The organism is Cognatiyoonia sp. IB215182 (genome assembly GCF_033963905.1).
GTDB lineage: Bacteria > Pseudomonadota > Alphaproteobacteria > Rhodobacterales > Rhodobacteraceae > Yoonia.
The window spans coordinates 173,301-198,125 of record NZ_JAXBMB010000009.1; the positions used below are offsets into that span (position 1 = coordinate 173,301).

A 24,825-nucleotide genomic window follows, 5' to 3' on the forward strand; every position below is an offset into this window, starting at 1 on the left:
TCAGCGCGTTTGCCTGACTGTCGCACCCAGCCCGGGAAGTGCGCGAGTTTTAATCGCGGCATTGCTGCCGATCCCAATTTCCGGGCGTTGTGCTTAGAGACGCGGGTTAGTCCCTCCCGCGCGTCTCGACACTCGCGCGTTCGATCAGATGGAAGCCCAGAATTTCTTCAGTCCTCGTGGCAACTCCACCCTGTTGTATGAGATCCAGAAGAATGTGCATTGACCGTTCCCCGAACGCAGAGCGGGGTTGTGCTATCGTCGTCAGTCCGGGGGAGGCCGTCGCAGCGAAGGCAATGTCGTCAAATCCGATGACCGAGATATGTTGCGGGACTTTCACGCCATGTGCCGCGAGTTGGGACATTAGGCCAATCGCCATCTCATCATTCGCGCAAAAGACGGCGTCTGGGTGCTCAGTTGCCGCCAGAAGCTGGTCCGCCGCCGCGATGCCGCTTTCGATTGAGAAATCGCCAGCGATGTATGAGGCCGGCGAAACGATTTGTCCGGCTTTTTCCATTGCGTTCTGAAATCCGGCCATACGCTGGTGCGTCAAAATGTTGTCCAAAGGGCCGCGCAGGTGAAGAATATGGCGATGCCCTTTTTCGAGTAGATATGTCGTAGCGGTCTCTGCCGCCCGTGCGTTGTCGGTTCCCACATGCGGAACGATCTGATCTTCCAGCGCCTCGGACACCGAAACGATTGGCAGCGGCTTTTGGCTCGTGCCCTTGATGCGATGCACAAAAGAACTTGGCAGGTGACCGTTTAGCAAAAGCGCCCCATCGGCCTGACCGTTAATGAGCGAATTGAGGTATTTTTCTTCGCGCAACGGATCTTTGGCGGTGTGGCCGATCAGAATGGTCTGCCCAGCCGATGAAGCGACGCGTTCAATGCCCGCAAGAATCTCCGAGAAAAACGTGTTCCCGATATCAGGGACCAGCACCATGATCGCATTCGCGCGTTGCTGGCGCAGATTGCGCGCGGCCTGATTAAGCGTGAAACCCGTTTCGTCGATTGCTCCGTTCACGGCCTTCCGCGTCGAATCAGAGACAACGTCGGGTGTGTGAATGGCCCGGCTGACGGTCGCGGTCGACACACCTGCGATCCGGGCGACATCTTCGATTGTGGCGCGCTTTTGCATCTCTAACCCTTTGACCCGCAATAGCTTTGTCGCTGTTGTTGTCGGTGAGCACAATGCTCTTTACAAATCATTTTGTAAACGATTACATTCGTATGTAAAGGTTTACATGGCCTGATGGAGGACAAGATGGGGACGGAGGAGACACCAAAGCGCGTGGTGCTGGCCGGTCAAGGCTTGCGCAAATCCTATGGGCCTGTCGAAGTCCTTCACGGTGTTGATTTCGATATCCGCGCGGGCGAGGTCCATGCGCTCTTGGGCGAAAACGGCGCGGGCAAATCGACTTTGGTCAAGATGTTGTCCGGCCTTGTCGCCCCCAGCGCTGGGGAGCTTTTGGTCGATGGCGCGCCTGTCCAGTTCGCCTCCGTCCGCGCAGCCGAGGATGCGGGCATCGTCCTGATCCACCAGGAATTCAACCTCGCCGAATTGCGGACGGTTGAGGAGAACATCTTTCTGGGGCGCGAACGCAAGCGTGGGCCTTTCCTTGATAAGTCCGCGATGCGGGCCGAGGCGCGCAACCTGCTTGATCAACTCAACTGCGGCGCCCCCGCCACTGCGCAAGTCGCCTCATTGGCTGTTGCTGACAAGCAGATGGTCGAGATTGCGAAGGCGATGTCGCGCAAGGCGCGCGTTCTGTTTCTCGATGAGCCCACTGCCGTGCTGACCAAGGCCGAGACGGCATCGCTTTTCGCATTGGTTGAGCGGCTGAAGGCAGAGGGCGTTGGCATCGTCTTCATCTCTCACAAGCTGGATGAGGTGGAGCAGATTGCCGACCGGATCACCGTTTTGCGGGACGGCACGCATGTGACCACTGTTCCTGCCGCGGGCGTGACTCCGGATGAAATGGCGCGGATGATGGTGGGGCGCGAACTCTCTGACTTCTACCCCGATCTCGGCACGCCACAGGATGAGGTGCTGTTATCCGTGCAGGATTTCGCCGCGCCGGGCGTGACGCATGCCAGCTTTGATCTGCGCAAAGGTGAGGTCATCGGTTTTGCCGGGCTTCAGGGTGCGGGGCGCACCGCGCTGATGGAGGCGCTGATCGGCCTGGCACCGATCCAAAGCGGGCAGGTGCGCTTTGACGGGGCCGCGGCGACTTACGCGGATGTCGCGCAGGCCAAAGCGGCCGGGATCGCCTATCTGACGAAAGATCGCAAGGGCAAGGGCCTGCTGTTGGGCAATGACCTGGTCTGGAATTTCTCGCTTTTCTCGCTCGAAAAGTTTGCGCGGCCTTTCCTTAATCGCAAGGCAGAACGCGCAGCTTACAATACGCGCACGAAAGCCGTCGATTTGCGCGCCGCCTCTGCCCGGCTGAATGCAGGCAGCCTGTCGGGGGGAAACCAGCAGAAGCTGCTTTTGGCCAAGGTGCTGGAGGCTGATCCGCAGGTGATCATCATTGATGAGCCCACGCGCGGTATCGATGTGGGCGCGAAGGCGCAAATCTATGGCTTTATCGCCGATCTGGCCGCGCAGGGGCGCGGGGTTATCGTGCTGTCATCGGAATTGCCGGAAATCATCGGGCTCAGCCACCGGGTTGTCGTCATGCATGACGGCCATGTCGCCGGCTGCCTGAGCGGCACAGATATCAACGAAGAAACAATCATGCGCTTCGCGTCGGGCCTGGCCAGTGACCGCGCCGCATAGAGGACAGAGTATGACAGACACATCCGCGAATTCAGGCGCAAATCCCGGCCTTTTCAGCCGGTTAGACTGGAAGACCCTGGGGCCGCTGGCCGCGCTTTTGCTGCTGTTGGTCATCGGCGGGCTTCTGAATGAAAACTTCCTGTCCTCTGGCAACTTGCTGAACATCCTGACGCGGTCGGCCTTTATCGGGATCATCGCCATTGGTGCGACCTTTGTGATCTCGGCCGGCGGGATCGACCTGAGCGTCGGCTCCATGGCCGCCTTCACGGCGGGAGTGATGATTATGCTAATGAACTGGATGCTGGGCGTGACTGACATGATCTGGCTGATCGTCATTACCGGGGTCGTGGCAGGCGCGCTGATCGGATCGGCGGCGGGGTGGCTCAACGGTATCCTGATCACGCGCGGCGGGATCGAGGCATTTATCGTCACGCTGGGCACGATGGGCATCTATCGTAGCCTTGTGACTTATCTCGCCGATGGCGGCACGCTGAGCCTCGACCGGGACGTGCGCGCGCTTTATCGGCCGGTCTACTACGGCGATGTCTTCGGCTTGGCGGTGCCAGTGATCCTTTTCGCGCTCACAGCGCTGGCAGGCTGGGTGATCCTGAATAACACAGCCTTTGGACGGCATGTGCAATCCGTCGGCGCGAGCGAGGATGTGGCCCGCTATTCAGCGATCAATACCGACCGGATCAAGGTCTATGCCTTCATGATCCAGGGGGCGTGCGTCGCGCTTGCGACCATTGTCTATGTCCCGCGCCTCGGTTCGGCCTCTGCCACCACCGGCGTGCTGTGGGAGCTTGAAGCGATTGCCGCAGTCATTATCGGCGGCACGCTCCTCAAAGGCGGTTATGGCCGCATCGGGGGCACGATTGCGGGCGCGCTGATCCTCACCCTGATCGGCAACATCCTGAACCTGACCGACCTGATTTCCAACTACCTCAACGGCGCTGTGCAAGGCGTCATCATCATCGCCGCCGTGTTCCTGCAACGCGGGCTGGCACGCAAATCCTGAACACAAGCAACCCCAAGGGAGGAACTTATGACACGCTTGTTTTCCACAGCCGCTGTGCTTGCGATCACCGCAACAGCAGCAATCGCTGACGATATCACCGTCGGCGTCTCAATCCCCGCCGCGACCCATGGCTGGGCCGGTGGCCTGAACTGGCATGCCGCCGAGGCGGAGCGCCGTCTGGAAGCTGCGCATGAAGGGCTGGACATCGTGATCTCAGCCGCGAATTCCGCGACCGAGCAAGCCAACGCGCTGGAAGATCTTGTGGCCGTCCAGAACATCGACGCGCTGGTGATCCTGCCGTTCGAATCCGATCCACTGACCGATCCGGTCGCGCAGGTCGCTGAAAGTGGTGCATTCATCACCGTGGTCGACCGTGGTTTAACCGACCCCACGATCCAGAACATCTATGTCGCTGGTGACAATGTGGGCTTTGGCCGCTCTGCCGGTGAATACATGGTCGACAAGCTGGGGTCGGGCAAGGTTGTCGCGATGCGCGGCATCCCGACCGTGATCGACGATCAGCGTATGCAAGGCTTTGAAGAGGCGATTGCGGGCACCGATGTGGACCTGATGGCGGCAGAGCACGCCAATTGGTCGCGCGACAAGGCGTTTGAGGTGATGCAGGACTATCTGGTCCGCTTCCCCGAAATCGACGCGGTCTGGGCCGCTGATGATGACATGGCGCTTGGCGCGCTGGAAGCGATCCGCGAAGCTGGCCGCGAGGATGAGATGTTTCTGGTCGGCGGCGGCGGAGCATCCGCTGTCATCAAAGGCGTCGCAGATGGGGATGAGGCGATCCCCGCCACCGTCCTTTACCCGCCATCGATGATTGCCACGGCAATCGATCTGACCGTGGCGCGGTTTATGTCCAACGGCCCGGTGGAAGGCACTTTCAACCTCGCCTCGCCACTGATTACCGCTGACAACGCGGCGGCATTCTACTTTCCGGATTCGCCTTACTAATCAAGGCGACCTCCCAGCCTGTGGCGGGTGGCAGACCTGCACGCCACGGGCCCCAATCAGATATTGTTGAAGGACGACCCGATGCCAAGTCCCATCAAAGGGCCGGGCCTTTTCCTCGCGCAGTTTGCCGATGATCAGGCCCCATTCAATTCATTGGCCGAGATCACCAAATGGGCGGCTGGCCTTGGCTACAAGGGTGTTCAGATCCCCACTTTCGATGCGCGGCTCTTTGATCTAGCCAAAGCCGCCGAAAGCCAGACTTATTGTGATGAAATCGCGGGGATCTGCGCGGAAGCAGGCGTTGCGATCACCGAGCTTTCCACCCATCTGCAGGGCCAGCTCGTCGCGGTCCACCCCGCCTATGATCTGGCCTTTGATGCCTTCGCCCCGGCTGAGATGCATGGCAAACCCGCCGCGCGGCAGGCCTGGGCGGTTGATCAGATGAAGCTTACCGCCCGCGCCTCGCGACGTCTGGGCCTTGATGTGTCCGTGAGCTTCACCGGCTCGCTCGCCTTTCCTTACCTCTATCCCTGGCCGCAACGCCCCGCCGGGCTGATCGAGGACGCATTTGCCGAACTCGCCCGGCGCTGGAAACCGATCCTGGATGCCTATCAGGAGGAAGGCGTTGCGATTGCCTATGAAATTCATCCCGGCGAGGACGTCTTTGATGGTGCGACATGGGAGCGGTTCCTTGATGCTGTCGACGGTCACGCAGCGGCTGCGATCAATTATGATCCGTCCCACTTCCTGCTCCAGCAGATGGATTATCTCGCCTTCATCGACCTTTACGCCGACCGCGTCCGCGCCTTTCACGTCAAGGACGCCGAGTTCAACCCCACGGGACGACAAGGGGTCTATTCGGGCTACGCGCCCTGGACAGACCGCGCCGGACGATTCCGCTCTCTCGGCGATGGACAGGTTGATTTTTCCGGTATTTTCTCAAAACTCACGCAATATGGGTATGACAGTTGGGCGGTGCTGGAATGGGAATGCTGCCTGAAATCACCCGAACAGGGGGCCGCCGAAGGCGCGCCCTTTATCGCGCGGCACCTGATTGAGGTGACGGGAAAAGCCTTTGACGATTTCGCCGGGGCAGAGACAGACCGCGCGCGCAATCATGCAATTTTGGGGATTGGGCAATGACACCTTTAAGGCTGGGGATGGTGGGCGGCGGACAAGGCGCCTTTATCGGTGCGGTCCATCGTATGGCAGCCCGCCTTGATGGGCATTGGAACTTGGTCGCCGGGGCCTTCTCCTCTGACCCGGCGCGGGCGCATAAATCTGCTGCCGAACTTGGGGTTGATCCCGCCCGCAGCTATGATGACTTCGCGACGATGGCCGGAAAAGAAGCCGCGCGCGATGACCGGATCGATGCGGTCGCCATCGTCACGCCGAACCACATGCATGCGCCTGCCGCCATCGCCTTTCTTGAGGCAGGGATCCCGGTGATCTGCGACAAACCCCTCACAGCGACGCAAGACCAGGCTGATGAGCTTGCCGCAGTCGTCCGGCGCACGGGCACGCCCTTTTTCCTGACGCATAACTATACCGGCTATCCCCTGATCCGCGAGGCGCGCGCCATGATCGCGCGCGGTGATCTGGGCCGTTTGCGGGTGATCCAGGCTGAGTATGCGCAAGGCTGGCTGGCCGAGCCGATTGAGAGTGATGGCCAGAAACAGGCCGCCTGGCGCACCGATCCTGCGCGTTCAGGTGCGGGTGGTGCGATTGGGGATATCGGGACCCATGCGCTGAACCTGATCACCTTTGTCACCGGGAAGCAGCCCAACGCGTTGTCGGCGGAACTGACATGTTTTGGCGAGGGCCGGACGTTGGACGATAACGCCCATATCTCTTTGCGGTTTGAGACTGGCGCGCGCGGGCAAATTTGGGCGAGCCAAGTGGCGGTGGGCTGCGAAAACGGTCTTCGGTTGCGCATCTATGGCGAAAAAGGCGGGCTCGAATGGGCGCAGGAGAACCCCAACCAGATGCGGTTGACCCGGTTGGGGCAACCGGCAGTGTGGATGACACGCGCGGGCGACGGCACATCCGGCCAAGCCACGCGCCTGCCCGCAGGCCATCCCGAAGGCTATCTTGAGGCCTTTGCAACGCTCTATTCCGAGATTGCCCAATGCCTTCGTGGGGATGAAGATGCTGCAATCCTGCTTCCCGGCCTCGACGCTGGACTTGAAGGCATGGCCTTCATTGCAGCTTGCGTCGCCTCATCATCGAACGATGGCGTATGGGTAGCGCTTGCGCGTTAAGGAATGTGTTTAGAGCCTTGCGCCGCGGAGTCTCCCCAAATGCTATTCCTCTCCCAGAGTTGAGAGGATGTCTTCAGTTTCTTGATCGGCAGGGAACAAGGTCTCAACACGAAGCTCCTGAGCCAAAGCTGCGGTCGGTACGGCAATTGAGGCAAGAACAGAAAAGAAGTTGAGGCGTCGATCACCGTTGCGCAATTGGACGGTGAAGATCGGGTCAAGTGTGTACTGCACGTCAAATGCCCACCAGTCCTTCGGCAAATCCGGGTGCCTGCCGATCCTGTCAAGCGCGCGCCTGACATCCGCCGGTCCAAGCGCCTCGCGGTGAATGCGTTGAATGGCCTGGCGGGCATAATCCTCCCAATTGACAATGAAAGGCCGGATACCGTCGGGGCTGAACGTGATGTCGAGCATGTTCGGCCGGTTCTCGGGATCATCAAACGGAAAGGTCGCCGCGATTGGCGCCAGCATCATCCGACCCGACGCGTTCGCATCCTGAACGGTCCAGTCACGGTCAACGACAAAGGCCGGATAAGGATCATGCGCGGTCATAAGACGAAGAACGGCTTTGCGAAGCATCGACATCTCTTCCTCGGACATGTGACGCTCTGCGTAGAGGTCTGCAAAGCCCGCGGCACGAAGCAAGAGGTTTCTATCGCGCAAGGGTACATGAAGCGCCGTGGCAAGGCGGGTGACCATTTCGCGCGATGGTTTGGCCCGTCCGGTTTCAAGGAAGCTGACATGCCGTGACGGGGTCTCAATGACATTGGCGAGATCTGCCTGGGAAAGGCGTCTTTCCGACCGCCAGGAGCGCAGGAGATTACCGAAGTCCAAAGGAAGCGCTGCAACATTCATACTGCACTCTAGCAACGCAAGTATGGCAGCACCATTCCCTGCGAGGGAATTGAGCATTCGGTGCCAGCGACCCAAATTGCGAGAAACGTATCGCTAAACGAGGTTCCCACGTGATCACCTGGATTCTACTCTCCCTTCTGCTGTTCTTTGTGCAAACGCTGCTTCCACCCGTATTTCGGTACATCCTGCGGTCTGATCCAAAGATCTTGGCAACGCTGGGTGCGCGGGATGACCCGCCTGAAACGACCCGCTTGGGCGCGCGGGCAGAGCGGGCCATGGCCAACAGCATTGAACAATACATGATGTTCCTGCCGCTTGCCGTCTTGGGAGCTTCGAGTGATGGGGCCGTATTGGGCGCACAGCTCTTTGTCCTCTCACGCGCAGCTTATGTTCCGGTCTACATCGCTGGTATCCCGCTCTTGCGGTCCGCGTTGTGGACGGTCGGGATTGCCGGCCTGATCATAATGGCCCTCGCCATTTTGGCGACGTAGGCATGGCAAAGCCGCTTTTTCAGATTGTTGGGCTTCTACTGATCTGCCTTGGCACAGCGTTGTTCCTTGCACTGGGCGCACACCTTGGCGGAGTGCGCACAGAACTGGTCGCGGCAGCGGGCGTCAATGCCATGGGGCTGTATCTTGGCGCAACGGCAGGCTCCGTCATGATTGGGTGGGGTACGATACTGATGCTCACAGCACGGCGCACTGATCTGCATGGGCCTGTGGGATTGGGGACGGGCCTAGGTTTTCTTGCGCTGTCGTTGATGCGGCTGTGGATCGCGCTTGCCGCTCATGAGGACTTTTCGGCCATCGCGATCCTTATGCCGGGAGAGATCGTCCTCTTCCTTGCCTTGGCGATAGCATTTTTTCAGGCGGCCTTCGATTTCTGGTCCCGCTTGGTGGACGCTTTCCGGTCGCTGAACGCAGCGCCCATCTGGGTCCAGATCTGGGTTTGGAGCTTTTTGGCACCCGTTAACATGGCCTCATTCGTTTTTTACGGGTTCACAAATCATCCTCTGCCTGGCTGGATCGCTTTAGGGTTCATGTTTGTCCTGCTCAGCAACATGTCCATTGTTCTTTATGAGCGAGGCATCTCGAAGATCACATCGCTTCCGCATCTGATCCCTTGGGTGCCGCTGCAAATCTACGCAGGCTACTGGCTCTTTGTTTGGGGCGACCTATCGCCCAGCCTCGCGGTCTACGCATGGGCCTATTTCGTGATTATCGGCATCTCGAACGTCTTCGATCTGTATGACACTTATCGTTGGGTTCGGGGTGAACGTGCGATACTGCAGGCGCAAGCTTAGCGATGGATCGAAATCAGTCACGGCATATGCTTGGCCAGGCGGACCCACGACGAAAAGGCTGAAAATGTGGTCTCAGGTGTCCATCCAGATGCCAACGACTGTCATCAGCGCGAACACCATAAGCATGGAAACAGCCAGCTTGTTTGGTGTTTCCGGCGGTGAAGAGAAGAATACGCCCACCTGGATGATTGTCAGGACACCGCCAACAATCAGTGCTTTCACCGGCGCCACCGCGCCCGACAAGGGTAGCAAAGCAGCCCCGCAAATGATGATTGCTACTTCAAGCGCGATGGAGATCGGGCGATTGCGCCAAAGGCCAAAGCCGACGTGATAGCGGTTTCCGATCAGTGGCATATCATGGTCATGGACGATCAAATCCAAAAGCCAGTGAGAGAACCCGACCGCAAAAATCACAAATATAACCTGCAACGAGGCATCAGGATAGATGGCGTATGTAAGAAGAGACGCGAGGCCACTGATTGTCAGCGCCCCGAAAAGCCCATGAGAATAGGGCATATAGCTAAGCCGCAATGGCACGGTTGGCGTCGCCGTCTTGTCAATCTCGACCTTTTCGACTTTCGCCAGAACCAGGCCCGACCACACAACGTCAATCAATTGCGTGCTCAGCATCAGCATCGGCAAAGGGGTCTCTGGAAAGGCCGCCTTTGCACCTAGTGCGACACCATAATGTCCTAGAAACATGAGATTTCGGTGCTTTGCGGTTATGTTCCGTCGGGTAGTCTGGCGATCATCTCGACTTCCACTTGGTAATCGGGTGATGCCAGTGCCGCAACGCCAATCCCGGTCACACTTGGCTGAGCACCATCGAACATTTCAATCAAGTATGGGAACATCTCTTGTTGGCGGGCGTCCGTCAGGTCCACCATGTAAATCCGCACCATGGCAACGTCATGCGGCGTTGCCCCGAGCGCATCAAGAGCAGCCTTCGCATTCTTCACCACAAGCTTTGCCTGATCAGTGAGGCTGGACGGAACGTCTCCGCCTCCCGCGGGTTGGGCGACTTGCCCCGAAACAAAGGCCAACCGACCGGGTTCGACGACAGATATTTGGGAATACCCCATTTCGGCCGCATTCGGCAGTGTCGGCGGGTTCATACGTTGCAACGATTGTGACATTTTTCTATGCTCCAAATTCTGGAATCACAACAGATGTATTGAAAAACTCTGCAAATGTATTGGACTGGTGTCAATGGCAAAACCTGAACGTCGTAAAGCTATTCTGGATGCCACAATCAGCGTTCTTGCCGAGCGTGGGCTTGAAGGTGTGACCCATCGTGCGGTGGATCAGGCCGCAGAACTGCCTGTCGGATCTTCAACATACTATTTCCCAAAGAAGAGTGCCCTTCTTCTGGCAACGGCGCATCATCTTGCGGCGCTGCTTGAGAAAGACTGCGATGCGTTGCAGGTCAGCTTTGCCGAAATAGCGGCCAGCCAGGGCATGAAGGCGGCTATTGATCACGTCGCACGGGAGGTTGTGTCCTATGCTGATGAGGCAAAGTCTTTGTTTCTTGCGCGTGTCGAACTCACTATGGCGTCGGCTAGGCGAGAGGACCTGTCTTCGGTTGGTAAACTCCTAACTGCTGCGGCCCGTCGGCCCATTGGCTTCTTTTTGAAACTCATGGCGGGCACCCATAGCGATGTGGAGATTGCAACCTGTGTCGGTCTGATCGATGGCATCGGCTTGATGCATGCCACCGGACAAGGCACGACACCCACGCAGGAACAAGTGGCTGCCGTCGTGCGCTCCTTTCTGCAGAAAGGGGATGATGACTGAAGCCGATTGAAAAGAGTTGCGCTGGCATTGGGGCGAACTTTGGTAGCTTTGCCAGTGTTTTCCGTGAACGAGACGCAGAATTCGGGCAGGTGCTAGATCATGCGTCCCTCACCTCTATTGTCACAGCGGGTTGTGTGGCTCCATCGGCGCAGCGTGGCTGTATTTCGGCTCCAGCATTCGGCATAGTAGCACCATGTCCGCTAAACAGGAGCCGAGTGAATAGTTGACACGTAACGTTGAGATTACCGCAAGACTTGCCGCGCGTTTGAAGGAAGAGCGCAAGAGCAAGGGGCTCAGTCTTGATGCATTGGCCAATCTCTCGGGGGTTTCGCGCTCGATGCTCAGTCAGGTGGAGCGGGGCGAAAGTAGTCCGACCATTGCCAGCCTTTGGAACCTTACGAAAGCGCTGAACGTCGATTTCGCAACGCTTCTGGATGAGGATAGTGAGCCGCAACATCCGATACGCGAAATCGTTCGTGGCGATACCACACCGCAAATCTACAATCGTGCGGCGGGTTGTTCCATCCGCATCCTGAGTTCAGCGTCGGACGTTGGAGGCACTGAGATCTACGACATCACCTTCCAACCAGATGCGGCGCTTGAAAGCGCGCCACACAAGACCGGCACGGTCGAACATTTGACTGTTCTCGAAGGCCGGATGACGGTCAGGTCCGGTGACGAAACTGCAGAAGTGTCCGAAGGCGACACGATCCGTTATGCTGCTGATCTGGACCATGCAATCCATGCACTTGTTGCCGCCCGCGCGCTTCTGATCGTCAGAGAGGGATAACCTCCGTTATCACGGATGAACCGCATCATTTGACAGAATCCCCTTTTGCGGAATAGCCTCCACAAAAGTGGAGGCGCCGTTGCTCAGCCGTTTTCCGTGTCAAACAAGAGAGTCGCTTTCTTCGTTCGAGCCAAAAGGCTTGTATGGACAGGAGGTTGTCTTCACGTTCTGCCGGTTTGGCACTCCAAATGCGGCAATTGGCGGCAACGCTTCAAAAATCGCCATTGCGTTACACTTGTGCACGTCAGGCGAAACCCCTGACCAGACACGAAGTGCAACAGTCAACCAACTGGCTGAGCTGCCCACGCACCTGCTTCTCGGCGCCACCAGTCATGCACAACATCATAAATAATACCAATAAAAACAACGATATAGGAGAGGACAATGAGAATGAAGGCACCATTCACCGACCTCGAGATCAATACGCAAGATGCGGGGTTTTACGAAGGGCACAGCCTGCCCATTGCGCTGATTTCCAAGGCCACCATGGTTGGTCTTGTACTGTGGGCGATTATTTGGCCGATTAACGCGACTGCTACGCTGGACGGTTGGAACTGGGCCACGTTGCTCGGCTTTAATACGTTCTACATCATCTCCGTCGGTTTTTTTGCCTTCTTCCTCTTTGCGCTCGCTGTTCTGCCAACGGGCAAGCGCAAACTGGGCGGCGCCGACACGCAGCCCGAATTCTCGACTTTCTCTTGGTTTGCCATGATGTTCGGCGCCGGTCTGGGTGTCGGGCTGATGGTTTTCGCCACGGCCGAGCCTATCGGGCTTTGGGGCTCTAACCCGATTATTGTGGCACAGGGAGCGGAGCCGAATTCACCCGATGCGGTGCAATCTGCCTTCCGCTACACCTTTCTGCACTTCGGGTTCCACGCATGGGCGATTTATGTGGTGACCGGGCTGAGCCTTGCCTACTACGCCTATACCCGCGACATGCCGCTGACGATCCGCACGGCGCTGACCCCGGTCTTGGGGCGGTTCGCCAATGGGTTTGTTGGTCACATCGTTGATGTCCTGGGCGTGGTGGCCACCATTCTCGGCGTAGCGGTGACAATCGGTTATGGCGTCAGCCAGTTTGTCGATGGCGTCTACAACGTCACAGGGATGGAATGGCTGATGGCGGCATCCGTTGATGGTGCGGCACCACTTCCGTCCACGGTCGGCCTGATTACGGCTCTTTGCATCATCATGGGCATGTCAATTCTGTCAGCGGTCTCGGGCGTAGGCCGCGGGATCAAGTATCTGTCAAACCTCAATCTTGTTTTGTCACTCCTGTTGCTGCTCACCTTCGTTGTGTTTGGATCGTTCCTCTTTTCCATGACCACGTACGCGACCGCGCTAGCGGACTACATCTGGCACTTCATCCCACTGAGCTTTGAGGCCTATGGACCGCTTTCGGAAACGGGGTTTGAGGCCGCATTACCGGCAGAGGCGCAAGCCGCGGCAGGAGGTCTCTACTCGGGTGCAACGAATGCATGGGGCAGCTTTGATGGATTTGTTAGCCGGCTCGAAGGCCCTGCTGCGTCGCTTGATACAAGCCTCCATGCAGCAGCATACGATGCGGGGACACAAGGTCGGCTCTTTGGTTGGCAGGCCGGGTGGACAACGTTCTACTGGGCGTGGTGGATCGCGTTTTCCCCCTTTGTAGGGCTGTTCCTGGCGCGTATCTCCAGAGGCCGCACAGTGCGTGAATTCATCTTCGGCTGCGTTGTCGCGCCGGCCTTGGTCTGTTTTGCCTGGATGACCATTCTTGGCGGCACAGCCGTCGAAGCAGAGCTAAGCGGTGCCGCAGAAGGTGCCATCATTGCCGCATCAAACACCAACAAGCTCTTTGTCTCGTTGCAGATGATCCTGCCTGAATGGTTGGTCGGTGCGGTAATCATTATGTGCGTTGTGCTGATCATGACGTTCTTGGTGACTTCGGCGGACTCAGGCATCCTGGTGATGAACACGATCATGTCCGGCGGTGCCACCGAGACCGGCATCAAACACCGGATTATCTGGGGCCTGATCCTGACCGGCGTGATCGGCAGCCTCCTGGTGGCGGGCGCCTTGGACCCGGACAATGCCGACCCACTTGCACCACTGCAGGACGCGATGATCGTTGGCGCGCTTCCTTTCACAATGGTGATGGTGATCATGGCATTTGCACTGATGAAAGCGCTCTTCAATGACAGCCGCCGCGAGAAATCAGGTTTCGTTGTCGCGGAACCCGCAGAATAGTCGGCGGGTGAAGCAAGGCAGTCTGGCTCTGGCGCATGGTATCCCAGCGCCGGAGCTCTTTTCTAAAGAAGACAGTCTCTGAACCGGTGACTGGACAACCGTCAGGCGCATCCCAAGGTCAAACCCGCTGAACTGATCATGGATGCCCTGAAAGATCGTAGTCATCGCGTCAGGCTCAGCCGCCATCTCAACCTCGCCTTTCTCGCCCCAGATCTCCTCGCGCAGATCACCGCCGGCCATCAGCCTTCTGGCTTCACATCCGAATGGCTGAGGACCCACGATTTGCCCACCAATTGGGATGCCCAACGCGCCTTTTTCAACGCGCTGTAAACCGCCATTTTATCACGGTTCAATGCCGTTCTGCCCAAGGCCACAAAACGGACCCGGCTTGTCGGACGAATGAGACGGACGGGCGAAACGGCGACTTGATCACAGCTCATCCGGTCTCAGGTGCAGATAATGCATCCGACCAGGTTTAAAATGTCGAGAGAAAGGAACACCAGAAAATATTTCAAAAACAAAGGGTTAAATGTGGCGGAGCGGGGGTTTTTTCTCGAACTCGTCTCTGTTTGTGGGCCGGCGGGTCTCAGGATGTGATATTAGATATATATTTCATAGGCTTATGGCTTTCCTGCTCTATTGCTGACCATCTCCCAAGGGTGTTTTGGGGTCCCATAGGCGGGATGTGATTGCTGTTTTGGGTTCGCTTTCGGGCACTTTGTTGCGGTTTTGCGATCCGACCCGCCAACGTGGGTGTCGTCTTGCGGGACGGCAGTGTCGATATCTGGGATCGGATTGTCGTTTGGTGGGAAGGCAGCGGCATTTGCCGGGTGCGTGTTGTTGTCACGCGGTACCGGCTTTTTGCCATGATTTGGTAAGTGCCGGACGGCTTGGTGGTCCCCTTCGCATGCGCGCGCATCAAGGTGTGCTTGGTGCCTATAGCTGAGGCTATACCCGCAAGCCCTTGCGTGTATTAGCCACCGTTCTGACGGGGTAGCCCGTGTTCATGACGCAATTTCCATCATGAACAGAGGGCCTACTCATGACTTCGACTACCACACATCCCGACCATCCTCGCGACCAATCCTGCAAACACGCGGCCCTGCGCTATGTGCATCCGGCTTCGCTGACGCCCTATGGCAATAACGCACGCACGCATTCTGAGGCGCAGATCAAGCAGATTGAAGAGAGCATCAAGCGGTTTGGCTTTACCAATCCGGTTCTGGTCTCTGATGATGGCGAGATCATTGCCGGTCACGGTCGGGTCCGCGCGGCCTCGGCACTTGGATTGTCCGAGGTGCCGACACTGGCTTTGTCGCATCTCACCGAAGCGGAACGCCGCGCCTACGTGATCGCGGATAACAAGCTGGCCGAGAATGCCGGCTGGGATGCCGAAATTCTATCGATCGAATTGCAGGCGCTGAACGAGATTGACTTTGATCTCGCACTGACGGGCTTCTCACTGGGCGAGATCGAAGTGGTACTAGATGGGGCAGGGCAGGCGCAGCCCGACCCGGCCCTGAACAAGGTGGATGAGCCGGCGCCTGGACCTGCCGTCACGCGACGCGGGGATCTCTGGCATCTGGGCGCACATCGTCTGCTTTGCGGAGATGCCTCCGCCGCCAGCGAAATGGCGCAGCTCATGGGGGAGGACAGGGCTGCACTTATCTTCACCGACCCGCCTTACAACGTGAAGATTGATGGCAACGTCACCGGTCTTGGACGGCAGAAGCATCGGGAGTTTGCGGTGGCCTCGGGCGAGATGAGCCGGGAGGCTTTTACGGCATTCCTGACCAGTACATTGTCAAATATGGCGTCGGTCGCTGCTGATGGGGCAATTGCCTATGTCTGCATGGATTGGCGTCACATGCAGGAACTGCTTGTTGCGGGAGAGACAGCCTTAACAGAGCTGAAGAACCTCTGCGTCTGGAACAAGACAAATGCTGGCATGGGCACGTTCTACCGGTCCAAACATGAACTGGTCTTCGTCTTCAAGACTGGCACGGCCGCTCATATCAACAGTTTTGGTCTGGGCGAGAGCGGCCGTTACCGCACGAATGTCTGGGATTATGCCGGGGCCAATGTGTTGGGGGCTGCGCGTGACGAGGCACTCGGTATGCATCCCACGGTCAAACCCGTTGAACTGATTGTTGATGCCCTGAAGGATTGCAGTCGGCGCGGCAGCATCGTGCTGGATGGCTTTGGCGGTGCTGGCAGCACATTGATCGCGGCAGAAAGCTGTGGCCGCAAAGCCAGGCTTCTCGAGATCGATCCGCATTATTGCGACACAATCATCCGACGATACATCGCGCTGACCGCTGATCGTGATGTCCGCAACGCGGATGGGGAGCGCTTCTGCGACCAAGCCGCCGAGGCGCGCGGTAAGGACCAATCGGCATGACAAAGAAAATCACAAAGATCACCATTGATGACGATGGTGGCATGAATGACTTCTGGGAGTTGGTTGAGGCGGTGGGGCGCACCAAGGTCACCATCCTGATGGATGGTCATCCGACTGAGGCCTCAATAGAGTCAGCTGTTTTGCAGAAGCTAGCCTCATCGGCACTGAACGGGAGCGTACAAAGCATCCGGCAATTTAATGAACTGCAGCGCCTGGCCGCAGAAAACAAACAACTGGACATCAAGAGATCTGTGACAGAGTGGCGCGCGATTAAAAAGGCACAGCTCCGCAAATATGCAGATTACCGCAAGATCCACGGGTGTGAACCTTTGGACTTTCCCCATCCCGACGATATCTGGATTGATGACCGCACCGGTGTGCGGATCCTTGGCCCATATGATCACGATGAATACATCGCCATGCGGAACACCAAGCGCATCATTGATGCGTGTCTCTGGCAGGATGCGCTTGAGCGGCGGATGAATGGCTTGCACCGGGAGGATGACCCACCAAGCGGGGGCCTGCTACTGGCTGAGCTTCTCAACCAGACCTTGCCGCGGCGGGAACAGCTGCGTGGGGGTGACATCGTGTTCAGGATGATGCGGCGAGAGGCTCTGTCGCAACGGCAATTGCTCACGAAGGCCCGTCAGGCCTGGCTTGATGCGGGCTATATCATCAAGCGCGGAGCGACACTGCGGTCATCCTGTTACATCCTGCGCATATTGCGCATGATTCCGGACGCAAAACGCATATGCGACACGGATGATCTCGACGACGAACAGCAAATGCAGGCGCTGCAGGACATGATCCGCCAGCGGATGGCAAGCGCCACTGATTGAGCGGGGAGGCCTGAAGTGACCATGCCGGGAATCAACAGGGCCGATCCGCTTGGGGTATTGTTCATTGCACACCAAGAACTGCACGATTTGGTCGAGCGTGTGACGATTGAACTGGAGCTGATGAATGTGGCGCGTGATTTGAATAGATGAGCTATTAATAAACCGCTGCTGCCTGTAGAAGTTTATACAGATCTGACCATGTAATATGGGCATCATTTGGATATTCGAACCAACCGTTGTTGCCTTCTACATCCTTAAGCCAAGCTTGCATGGCTTCAATAAATCTAGGCGTATCAACGTTTTCTGCGGGGAAAGACTTATCGTCCAGAAGCCTGGAGAGCGCTTCTGCAAATTCTGAACTCGACCGTATCTCTGTCATCTGCTTACTGCCGTCTCACTACAATATCCAGCCCACCATTTGGTGTTGTGAACTTAAGTATATCACGCGTGATTCCAGCGGTGGTAGCTGGTTGTGTTGGAACATCAATGCCAGCATACTGATATGCGTACAGGCGTCTGTTATCGAAACAAAATTGGTGCAAAAACTAATAAAAAATGATATCTTTCCGCCAATTCATCGACGACTTGTTATAGAATTTTGCATCGGATTTTCACATCTAGTATACATAAGGTTTCAGAAATGAAGCTGCTCAAGCGAACTGCGTGGTTCATCGCCACCCTGCTACCAAATCTAGTTTTTCTCGTGTGTGTGGCGGTACTTAAAGGCCTTCCCAGTAATAGCCAACTCCTGTCCGCACTAGGGGAACAAAGCGTCTTCATGGCAGTGATCGTGAATTCGATGTTCTTGCTAGCAGCGGGCTGCTTTCTTTATCTGATTGGTAACTCGACGCGCCGCTTGGTTTTGCTTCAAGTTCCCGCGCTGCGGTTCCTTGCCGGTGTTGTGGTCATTGCGCCGACGCTTACATATCTCCCGCTACTTTTTAGTCTTTTTGGTGCGCGTGGAACATGGGTCTATGCACTTGTTGGATTTTTGTTTCTCGCCTCATTTGGCTTTCTAATTCTCTTTCTTCAATCGCTTTGGAAGGCAATGCCTCCGAGCCAACTTCTGCGATTTAGGATCGGCCAGACGGGCGCTGCGCTCATCTTCTGTTTCTCAGGCTGGTTGATAGCTTTCATACTAACGTCCATCGACCCCATCGGTATCGGCCGCAGTCTCGGGGTAGTTTTGATCACTGGGATTTTTCTGACGCTGCTTTTGTCAATCGTTGCCGCGCTATTGCGGCTCGGCCGAACAGGCGGGCTGCTCCTCGCACTAGCGGCGCTTCCACTACTTTTTTGGAACGATGGGCATCACATTTCGGAAGCTCGGTCGGGCGCCGAAGTTTCAATGGAAAGGGCGATCTCGCGGGAGCGGCAAGGCGACGTGCACAACAGCCTGCACAAGTGGTTGCTAACCAGAAACGATCTCTTTCGGTACATCGACAGCGACCGGCCCTATCCTGTTCTTATCCTGATGTCTTCTGGCGGAGGCGGGTACGCAGCAGCCCACGCCTACTCCTTTCAGGTCAAAGCGCAGCAGATCTGCCCGATGTTCACACAGCATCTTTTTGCAGCCATTGGGATTTCAGGTGGGGCAGTGGGTAACTTTCTTGCCTCTTATGCTAATAGGAAACATGTAAATCCAGCTAATATAGTGGATAAATGCAACGGTACGTCTCAGAGTGAAGACATCGTCGACGAAGTACTCCATCGCGATATGCTCTCCCCACTTGTGATGAAGCTCCTGTTTTCAGATTTCCCGAACCGTTTGTTCTTTGGGATGCTTTCAAGTTCTTCTAGAGTTGATACTTTTCGTGAACTTCTCGTTGAGGCGTCAGGTGATCCAGATGCGTCGAGTGTCGGCATATTCAGCCACTTTTGGAATTTCAATGACGATGGCGGTATTGATGTCTCCGGCCGACCGGCTCAGGTGCCGATTGCTACGGACGTTCGGACTGGCTATGATTTTGCGATGGCGCCATTCCCGCTTTGGCACGGTCGCTCTCGCCCGACGGTGGCGGCGCTGCCGCCGTCTTTGTCCTTGTTGCGAGAGCTGAACAATGACCCCGGTGCCTTCGACATCTCAGTTATTGACGCCGTTCTGGCGAGTGCCGCCTTTCCTTACGTGACTCCAGCGCTGCAACTGAACCTGCCTGATACTTCAGGTAACGAAGCAAAGGCGTTTAAGCTGGTAGACGGCGGGTACTTTGATGGCTCTGGGCTGACAACAGCGCTGAAAATATACTCAGATTATGCGCCCTTCTTCAATTCAATAAGAAAGGAAGATGTGGAACGGCTGTTCGCGTCAAGGCTGACGCACCAAGAAACTATGCCAGACAGCTACCAAGTCGGCATGGCACGTCTTATGGAATGCGATGAAGTCACGTTCCTATTCGTGAATAGCTCCGGCGGAACTACCGAGATCGGTACTTCAATCAATGATATTGCCCGCCGTGAATTTATCGATGAAGTTTTCCCTCGAGATCCGTGCACCATACGTTTCACCCTTCACTTCATCTCGCTTTCGACTGCCAATAGCTCAAAGCCACTAGATGACTCGAGCCTTACAGGTGGGCAATTGGCGCAAGGCGAAGAGCCACTGACTTTGCAGAGGTATTTTCTCGATCCTTTGATCACGATGATGAATGCCCGACTGGCGCGCGTTGGAAATGGAAAGGAACGCTTTCTACAGATTTTTTGTCCGGCCTGTAGGTCAGATCAGGTCGATGCGTTCCTACGGGAGGGATACTTGCTTCAGCATTTCTACGACGTGCAAGGTCTTCAGATTCCGTTGGGCTGGGACATGCCGGAGGCGAGACTTAGACAAGCGAATGCAACCGTACTACCAGATAACGGTGAGCGCGAAAGAGAAGAACTTACGGCAGGGTGTGAGCTTTGGCGCTTCGCGGAAGACGAGCAACGCGCTTTGAGAAATGCCCATGAGCAAGGAGAAAGGATTTGTAGGAATTACTCGGCTCTCGTTGATGAGGTTGGGAGCTTGAACAGCTTCGTCCGGTCCATGCTTGTTGTCACCTTGGAGCAAGGCGACCTTGGTTTGCCCGTATGGATCGAGCCCACACGGAATTCAGACGAATGACTGCAAACCTATGCCGAGAGTTCGTCGGACCTGACTGTTTGTTGCTGTCCTTGCCAACTTCGGTAGTTGCACAGCATTCGTTCGTCCCTATCACCTCGGCCCTAACCTGAAATTGAGAGTTCGGTTCTCCGCGGCCCGTCTAAAGAGACATTCACTGCAGGTAGCTGCTCGCAACCTCTCGGCAGGCATTATCCAACCTCTATCTGGAACTGATCGTGGAACTCAGCAATGACATCGCGAAGGTGTTCGTTTGCATGTCGCTTGCCGAATACATTTGTTTCCCACCGCTCAAGATATTGAGGCAACCCTTTGGTTCGGTCTCGGAAGACCATTGCCCAAACGCAATGCGCATCGTGTGCGTCTGCGGAGAGGTTTCTATCAGCATCTAGACGAAAAATGGCATAGAAATCAGCCTTCTTCATTTCGCCCCTGCGCGCCGCTTCCAAGACGTCTGGAGCGAGGACCCCGAGAAAAATTGCGCCTACAAGCATATGATCTTTGAAGCGCGAGTTAGAAGTGGGCGGCTCCGGCGCAACGATCGCCTTAGTCACAATGCGCTCAATGTCGCGAAGTGTGATGTGCGCCGTCGGCTGCAAGACCGACAGGTACTCCTCGACCAGCCATGAAAACGAAACACTGTCGAAATCGACACATCCAGCAACGTGACGCAAATGTGCGACCTCGACAGTATCGCCTTTGACCGGAGACAGTCTCCGTCGAAGTGGCATCGTCACACTGATAAATTTTTGAAGGTATTTCTGTGCATTGATTGAACTCCCATGGCGTGCGCGAACGCTGTCCACTAATGCATCAAGATTCGTTCCAAGTACAAAATGAACATTCGGAACATTGAAAAAGTGTTTGATCACTTCGAGAAGACTGAGCGCATAGTCTGGACGGCAACGATCCAACTCATCAACCACGATGACAAGTTTTTCTGTGGCAGATAACTCCTCCAAAGCCGTCCTGAAATTACTAAACGCTTCCTGAGATGCGTTTGTGGCCTCGGAGAATAGCGCGCTGGCTTTCGCAATTGCGCCTTCGTTGAGGTCTTCGCCAACCGCATTGCCGAGGTTTTCGTCACCAAGCTCCGCTACAATCTGTTCCGATAGGTTCCCTGTCACCCAGCGGGCAGCTATTCGTACTGCACTACGGGCAACGATTGAGCCAAATGTCTTTAGCTTCGCTACCGATTGAGGTTCAGACTCTCCAAGTTTCTCGAATCGGTTCTGGATAGCTTCAAGAATACTGATCAACGGATCGTCGAAATAGTCATTTGCAAACGAGTCAAAATATACCGTTTGGGCCGTTCCTTCGTTCTCAAGGGTATGAGCGCCTACCCAGCACTTTAGAAACACAGTCTTTCCCGCGCCCCATGGAGCATCAATAGCAATTACCATTGGATCAGAGATATTCTCCACCAGCTTTGACAAGCGTTTCCCATCGACGTTTCGCCGCAGCTTATCGGTACCTTCGAAACCCTGTTTGTACAGGTCGATTGTTGGCTCGGGGATCGTTAGTCGCATCTAGATGGCTTCCTCTCGATGTTTGCCAGCGGCCATAGTGTCCCGCGGATCGCGCAACTCAATACTCAATCAAGTAGACAATTGCTATCATGCGAAGAGGCAGAAATCGGTCTTGCTGCATCCGCTGTGAGCGCTGCCTTTGCCAAAAGAGGCGCACCCCAAATTGGTATGAAGTAGTTCTTGATCCGATGCGGCTGCGGATCCACGGGCGCCGGGGAATAGTGAAATCCTATCGATCCATTTCTTTTTTGTATTTTATTTCGACTTCCAACACTGATTAGTCTGGCTATAGCAAATGAGAAATTGATCTGCGCTGCCACTACTACTTCTTTCAGTACAACAGGCGGCAGCTCTTTCTTTACATTATTCGGTGTTCGTTAGGGCGGACGCGCTGATCAGATGGGGAGTACCGTTGACAAGGAAGGCGAACTTAGCAGCCCAACTTTGGATTTCCTCTGGGCGTCTCGATCCAAGCAAGCGTCCTTCGCGCCGTTACGTGTGGTCAAAGTGAACTAACGGTTCCGCGACCAGTTACGGTCTGAGCGTAACTGTCTACCCCGCTCCCGTAACAGACCCGCCTTACACAATTGAACCCACAACTGTCGAAGCACAGCGAACAAGATCAGAAGAGAGCGATGAACGTGTCTATGGATAGAAATGGTGGTCTCTTAATCTTGTTGCGCTTCAGCTTAATCGTTTTTGGTTTCTTGATGTTGCCGGTCTCCGCGTTTGCGCAGCCAACTTCTGCGACCGCGTCCGGTGAATCCACAACCGTCGTTGCAGAACAATTTGAAGACTGGCAGCATCGTTGCATCTCGCATAAAAGACCTGATCAAACTGCCGCTTGTGAATTGTCCCAGTCTGTACAGGTCGACCAAGACGGTCGATCTGTCGAAGTCTTGAACATCGCACTGTCACGTGCCGATGATGCTGCAGGCAGTGTTGGTTGGGCATTGGTCGTTCTGACGCCACGAGATGTTCATTTGCCGTCTGATTTTGGTCTGAAGCTTGGCAATACTGCACCGTTTTTGACGCGCTATCGCAACTGTAATGAAGCCGGATGCTGGGTCGTTGTTCCTGCCGATGAGGCTGTACTGAGCGCCATGAAGCGCGGCATTGAAGGTGCCGCGAATTTCCGGTTGTTGAATGGACAGGTTGTCAGCGTTGTCTTTTCATTGCGTGGGTTCACTGCCGGGTTTGAGGCGCTGGCTGCTGGTCAGATACCACAGTCGGCAGGCGAGTGAGATTTCCTTTTGCCTTTACTGGTTTGATGCTTTGTGCAGCACCTTTGCACGCCCAATCAGCCGAGGAACAAGCCGCGGCGCAGGCGGCAGCTATTCAGCGTGAGCAGGCACAGGCGCAGCAGGACCCTGTTATTGACGCGCCAGATGGTGCACGTCCGCAAGCGCCTGCGTTGGTGCGCAGTGCGGTGGGTCAGACTTGTATTGACATCACGGACGTAAACGTCGCTGGCGTATCGTTGATTTCGTCTGATCGGGTACAACGGGTGGTTGCGCCTGTCCAAGGCCAGTGTTTGGGCCTGGCCGAGATCAATTCGGTTCTGGAAGCCATTACCTTTGCCTATGTGGAGGCTGGCTATATCGCCGCTCGTGCCTTTCTGCCTGAACAAGACTTATCTGATGGCCAACTGGATGTCGTCGTTGTTGAAGGATCGCTTGAGGCGATTATCGTCAATAGTGATCCCGATGTGGCCCCACGTCAGCGCGCGACGGCCTTTCCCGGCATGGTTGGCGCACCGGTCAATTTGCGCGATATTGAGCAGGGGCTTGATCAGCTCAGCCGTTTGCGGTCCGTCAACGCGACAATGGAGCTGGCGGCGGGATCTGAGAGCGGTGCGTCAGTGTTGGCCGTTAACCGACAGGTTGGGCGTCGCTGGCATGCGTCATTGGGTCTGGATGATCAGGGAAGCGCATCGACGGGTGAATATCAAAGCCGTCTCAGCTTTGGTTATGACGACCTCCTTGGCTTGAATGATACACTATCACTGACCTATCAGCGGTCCATGGATGACAGCCCACTGTCATTCTCTGACAACCGCCCGCATGGCGATACCTGGACCGCCAGGTTCGAGGTACCTTATGGTTATTGGAGCTTTGCGCTGGATGGCAATCGTAACGCGTACAAGTCACAGATTGATGGTGCGATTGACCCTATTGAGACGTCGGGTAATTCAAGCACCAAAAACGTGCGGGTTTCGCGCATTGTACACCGCGATCAGATTTCCAAGACCACGGCTGCCGGCACGCTGACAGCCAAAGAGACCGAGAGCTTCATTCTCGGAAGCCGCATTGATGTATCAAGCCGAAGATTGTCCATCTTCAACCTTGATGTGTCCCACAGCCGCCAGATTTGGGGCGGTCAGGGGTTGGCGTCTTTGGGAGTTTCACGCGGGTTGGACATCCTGGGCGCCATTGTTGACAATGATGCACCAGATGGGGCGCCGGTTGCACAATTCACCAAGTACGACTTTGCCCTGGGCTATGCGCGTAATTTTGCGATTCAGGTCCAATCGGTCACGTATAACGTGAGGCTCACGGGACAATGGTCTGACGATCTGCTTTTTGGATCAGAACAGATGTCGCTGGGCGGGCATTCGAGCGTGCGGGGTGCTGAATCAGCTTTACTGTTCGGGAATCGCGGTTTGACGCTGCGCAATGAATTTGCCATGCCTGTGGCATTTTTTGACCACCAGAAATACGCCCAAGCTTTTGGCCAGATCGTGCCTTACTTGGCGATTGATTTGGGACGGGTCGCCCCACAGGCGCCGTACGGTATTCCTGGCGGCAACCTCAGCGGCACTGCCTTTGGCCTGCGATCGCAAGGCGGTCATATGTCGTTTGATATCAGCTATGCCGATGTTCTCAACTTGCCCGATAACCTACCCGCAGCACGACCCGACAGCGGTGTCTTTGCAGCCTCACTGTCGATCTCGTTATAAGAAAGCATGAAGACCGTGGA

General features: G+C 56.0%; 24 protein-coding genes. 18 read left to right on the top strand and 6 right to left on the bottom strand.

Annotated features, from left to right (window positions below; all coding sequences use genetic code 11):
• Positions 1-106 precede the first annotated feature (106 nt).
• A complete protein-coding gene (locus SLH47_RS19255; protein ID WP_320241798.1) occupies positions 107-1,135 on the bottom strand; it encodes a LacI family DNA-binding transcriptional regulator in 1,029 nt (342 codons plus the stop codon).
• Positions 1,136-1,249: 114 nt separating this feature from the next.
• Between SLH47_RS19255 and SLH47_RS19260 the strand changes: the two genes are divergently transcribed.
• The 5 genes from SLH47_RS19260 to SLH47_RS19280 all read left to right on the top strand — a co-directional run bounded on the left by SLH47_RS19260 (position 1,250) and on the right by SLH47_RS19280 (position 7,018).
• Positions 1,250-2,776 carry a sugar ABC transporter ATP-binding protein gene (locus SLH47_RS19260; protein ID WP_320241799.1) on the top strand — a complete coding sequence of 509 codons (1,527 nt, stop codon included), beginning with the start codon at positions 1,250-1,252 and terminating at the stop codon, positions 2,774-2,776.
• 10 nt (positions 2,777-2,786) lie between these two features.
• Complete coding sequence (locus SLH47_RS19265; protein WP_320241800.1) at positions 2,787-3,794, top strand: ABC transporter permease; 1,008 nt, start codon at positions 2,787-2,789, stop codon at positions 3,792-3,794.
• Between the two features lie 27 nt (positions 3,795-3,821).
• Positions 3,822-4,757: a substrate-binding domain-containing protein gene (locus SLH47_RS19270; protein WP_320241802.1), complete on the top strand. Its 936-nt coding sequence runs from the start codon at positions 3,822-3,824 to the stop codon at positions 4,755-4,757.
• Positions 4,758-4,838: 81 nt separating this feature from the next.
• Positions 4,839-5,900, top strand: a complete 1,062-nt coding sequence (locus tag SLH47_RS19275) for a sugar phosphate isomerase/epimerase (protein ID WP_320241804.1) — start codon at positions 4,839-4,841, stop codon at positions 5,898-5,900.
• Positions 5,897-7,018: a Gfo/Idh/MocA family oxidoreductase gene (locus tag SLH47_RS19280; protein WP_320241806.1), complete on the top strand. Its 1,122-nt coding sequence runs from the start codon at positions 5,897-5,899 to the stop codon at positions 7,016-7,018. Before SLH47_RS19275 ends, SLH47_RS19280 begins: the two co-directional genes overlap by 4 nt.
• Before the next feature lie 42 nt (positions 7,019-7,060).
• On the opposite strand, the gene SLH47_RS19285 is transcribed toward SLH47_RS19280, so the two are convergent.
• Positions 7,061-7,870: a helix-turn-helix transcriptional regulator gene (locus SLH47_RS19285; RefSeq protein WP_320241807.1), complete on the bottom strand. Its 810-nt coding sequence runs from the start codon at positions 7,868-7,870 to the stop codon at positions 7,061-7,063.
• Positions 7,871-7,980: 110 nt separating this feature from the next.
• Between SLH47_RS19285 and SLH47_RS19290 the strand changes: the two genes are divergently transcribed.
• Both SLH47_RS19290 and SLH47_RS19295 read left to right on the top strand, forming a co-directional pair.
• Positions 7,981-8,361, top strand: a complete 381-nt coding sequence (locus SLH47_RS19290) for an MAPEG family protein (RefSeq protein ID WP_320241809.1) — start codon at positions 7,981-7,983, stop codon at positions 8,359-8,361.
• 2 nt (positions 8,362-8,363) lie between these two features.
• Complete coding sequence (locus tag SLH47_RS19295; RefSeq protein ID WP_320241811.1) at positions 8,364-9,173, top strand: hypothetical protein; 810 nt, start codon at positions 8,364-8,366, stop codon at positions 9,171-9,173.
• Positions 9,174-9,245: 72 nt separating this feature from the next.
• Here SLH47_RS19295 and SLH47_RS19300 read toward each other — a convergent pair whose 3' ends face one another.
• Together SLH47_RS19300 and SLH47_RS19305 are read right to left on the bottom strand one after the other, a co-directional pair.
• Entirely contained in the window at positions 9,246-9,803 is a 558-nt protein-coding gene (locus SLH47_RS19300) for a hypothetical protein (RefSeq protein ID WP_320241813.1), read from the bottom strand.
• Between the two features lie 92 nt (positions 9,804-9,895).
• Positions 9,896-10,288: a RidA family protein gene (locus SLH47_RS19305; protein WP_320241815.1), complete on the bottom strand. Its 393-nt coding sequence runs from the start codon at positions 10,286-10,288 to the stop codon at positions 9,896-9,898.
• Between the two features lie 94 nt (positions 10,289-10,382).
• On the opposite strand from SLH47_RS19305, the gene SLH47_RS19310 reads away from it, so the two are divergent.
• The 8 genes from SLH47_RS19310 to SLH47_RS19345 all read left to right on the top strand — a co-directional run bounded on the left by SLH47_RS19310 (position 10,383) and on the right by SLH47_RS19345 (position 17,373).
• Entirely contained in the window at positions 10,383-10,967 is a 585-nt protein-coding gene (locus SLH47_RS19310; protein ID WP_320241817.1) for a TetR/AcrR family transcriptional regulator, read from the top strand.
• A gap of 223 nt (positions 10,968-11,190) precedes the next feature.
• Positions 11,191-11,757, top strand: coding sequence for an XRE family transcriptional regulator (locus SLH47_RS19315; RefSeq protein WP_320241819.1), 567 nt, complete (start codon positions 11,191-11,193; stop codon positions 11,755-11,757).
• 384 nt (positions 11,758-12,141) lie between these two features.
• Positions 12,142-13,983, top strand: a complete 1,842-nt coding sequence (locus SLH47_RS19320; RefSeq protein WP_320241821.1) for a BCCT family transporter — start codon at positions 12,142-12,144, stop codon at positions 13,981-13,983.
• 138 nt (positions 13,984-14,121) lie between these two features.
• Positions 14,122-14,313 carry a hypothetical protein gene (locus SLH47_RS19325; protein WP_320241822.1) on the top strand — a complete coding sequence of 64 codons (192 nt, stop codon included), beginning with the start codon at positions 14,122-14,124 and terminating at the stop codon, positions 14,311-14,313.
• A 359-nt stretch (positions 14,314-14,672) separates the two neighbouring features.
• The gene (locus tag SLH47_RS19330) at positions 14,673-14,861 is read left to right on the top strand and encodes a hypothetical protein (protein ID WP_320241824.1); all 189 of its coding nucleotides are present in this window, start codon (positions 14,673-14,675) and stop codon (positions 14,859-14,861) included.
• Positions 14,862-15,025: 164 nt separating this feature from the next.
• Positions 15,026-16,384 carry a DNA methyltransferase gene (locus SLH47_RS19335; RefSeq protein ID WP_320241826.1) on the top strand — a complete coding sequence of 453 codons (1,359 nt, stop codon included), beginning with the start codon at positions 15,026-15,028 and terminating at the stop codon, positions 16,382-16,384.
• On the top strand, positions 16,381-17,223 hold the full coding sequence (locus tag SLH47_RS19340; RefSeq protein WP_320241828.1) for a hypothetical protein: 843 nt from the start codon (positions 16,381-16,383) through the stop codon (positions 17,221-17,223). The genes SLH47_RS19335 and SLH47_RS19340 overlap by 4 nt, the downstream gene beginning before the upstream one ends.
• Positions 17,224-17,238: 15 nt before the next feature.
• Positions 17,239-17,373, top strand: a complete 135-nt coding sequence (locus tag SLH47_RS19345) for a hypothetical protein (protein WP_320241830.1) — start codon at positions 17,239-17,241, stop codon at positions 17,371-17,373.
• Between the two features lie 4 nt (positions 17,374-17,377).
• Here the strand turns inward: SLH47_RS19345 and SLH47_RS19350 are convergent, their stop codons facing one another.
• Positions 17,378-17,602, bottom strand: a complete 225-nt coding sequence (locus SLH47_RS19350) for a hypothetical protein (protein WP_320241832.1) — start codon at positions 17,600-17,602, stop codon at positions 17,378-17,380.
• A gap of 261 nt (positions 17,603-17,863) precedes the next feature.
• Here SLH47_RS19350 and SLH47_RS19355 point away from each other — a divergent pair, with 261 nt between their 5' ends.
• Positions 17,864-20,320, top strand: coding sequence for a hypothetical protein (locus SLH47_RS19355; protein WP_320241834.1), 2,457 nt, complete (start codon positions 17,864-17,866; stop codon positions 20,318-20,320).
• Positions 20,321-20,508: 188 nt separating this feature from the next.
• Here SLH47_RS19355 and SLH47_RS19360 read toward each other — a convergent pair whose 3' ends face one another.
• Complete coding sequence (locus SLH47_RS19360; RefSeq protein ID WP_320241836.1) at positions 20,509-21,846, bottom strand: P-loop NTPase fold protein; 1,338 nt, start codon at positions 21,844-21,846, stop codon at positions 20,509-20,511.
• A 587-nt stretch (positions 21,847-22,433) separates the two neighbouring features.
• Between SLH47_RS19360 and SLH47_RS19365 the strand changes: the two genes are divergently transcribed.
• Together SLH47_RS19365 and SLH47_RS19370 are read left to right on the top strand one after the other, a co-directional pair.
• Positions 22,434-23,090, top strand: a complete 657-nt coding sequence (locus SLH47_RS19365) for an invasion associated locus B family protein (protein WP_320241838.1) — start codon at positions 22,434-22,436, stop codon at positions 23,088-23,090.
• Between the two features lie 44 nt (positions 23,091-23,134).
• Positions 23,135-24,805 (top strand): ShlB/FhaC/HecB family hemolysin secretion/activation protein, encoded by a 1,671-nt coding sequence (locus SLH47_RS19370; RefSeq protein WP_320241840.1) that lies wholly within the window; start codon positions 23,135-23,137, stop codon positions 24,803-24,805.
• The last annotated feature ends 20 nt before the right edge of the window (positions 24,806-24,825 follow it).

Excerpts from the sequence above, each read along its gene's own strand:
- SLH47_RS19255 (WP_320241798.1), bottom strand. The coding sequence starts at position 1,135 with ATGCAAAAGCGCGCCACAATCGAAGATGTCGCCCGGATCGCAGGTGTG.
- SLH47_RS19260 (WP_320241799.1), top strand. The coding sequence starts at position 1,250 with ATGGAGGACAAGATGGGGACGGAGGAGACACCAAAGCGCGTGGTGCTG.
- SLH47_RS19265 (WP_320241800.1), top strand. The coding sequence starts at position 2,787 with ATGACAGACACATCCGCGAATTCAGGCGCAAATCCCGGCCTTTTCAGC.
- SLH47_RS19270 (WP_320241802.1), top strand. The coding sequence starts at position 3,822 with ATGACACGCTTGTTTTCCACAGCCGCTGTGCTTGCGATCACCGCAACA.
- SLH47_RS19275 (WP_320241804.1), top strand. The coding sequence starts at position 4,839 with ATGCCAAGTCCCATCAAAGGGCCGGGCCTTTTCCTCGCGCAGTTTGCC.
- SLH47_RS19280 (WP_320241806.1), top strand. The coding sequence starts at position 5,897 with ATGACACCTTTAAGGCTGGGGATGGTGGGCGGCGGACAAGGCGCCTTT.
- SLH47_RS19285 (WP_320241807.1), bottom strand. The coding sequence starts at position 7,870 with ATGAATGTTGCAGCGCTTCCTTTGGACTTCGGTAATCTCCTGCGCTCC.
- SLH47_RS19295 (WP_320241811.1), top strand. The coding sequence starts at position 8,364 with ATGGCAAAGCCGCTTTTTCAGATTGTTGGGCTTCTACTGATCTGCCTT.
- SLH47_RS19300 (WP_320241813.1), bottom strand. The coding sequence starts at position 9,803 with ATGCTGAGCACGCAATTGATTGACGTTGTGTGGTCGGGCCTGGTTCTG.
- SLH47_RS19305 (WP_320241815.1), bottom strand. The coding sequence starts at position 10,288 with ATGAACCCGCCGACACTGCCGAATGCGGCCGAAATGGGGTATTCCCAA.
- SLH47_RS19310 (WP_320241817.1), top strand. The coding sequence starts at position 10,383 with ATGGCAAAACCTGAACGTCGTAAAGCTATTCTGGATGCCACAATCAGC.
- SLH47_RS19320 (WP_320241821.1), top strand. The coding sequence starts at position 12,142 with ATGAGAATGAAGGCACCATTCACCGACCTCGAGATCAATACGCAAGAT.
- SLH47_RS19325 (WP_320241822.1), top strand. The coding sequence starts at position 14,122 with ATGGATGCCCTGAAAGATCGTAGTCATCGCGTCAGGCTCAGCCGCCAT.
- SLH47_RS19335 (WP_320241826.1), top strand. The coding sequence starts at position 15,026 with ATGACTTCGACTACCACACATCCCGACCATCCTCGCGACCAATCCTGC.
- SLH47_RS19340 (WP_320241828.1), top strand. The coding sequence starts at position 16,381 with ATGACAAAGAAAATCACAAAGATCACCATTGATGACGATGGTGGCATG.
- SLH47_RS19350 (WP_320241832.1), bottom strand. The coding sequence starts at position 17,602 with ATGACAGAGATACGGTCGAGTTCAGAATTTGCAGAAGCGCTCTCCAGG.
- SLH47_RS19355 (WP_320241834.1), top strand. The coding sequence starts at position 17,864 with ATGAAGCTGCTCAAGCGAACTGCGTGGTTCATCGCCACCCTGCTACCA.
- SLH47_RS19360 (WP_320241836.1), bottom strand. The coding sequence starts at position 21,846 with ATGCGACTAACGATCCCCGAGCCAACAATCGACCTGTACAAACAGGGT.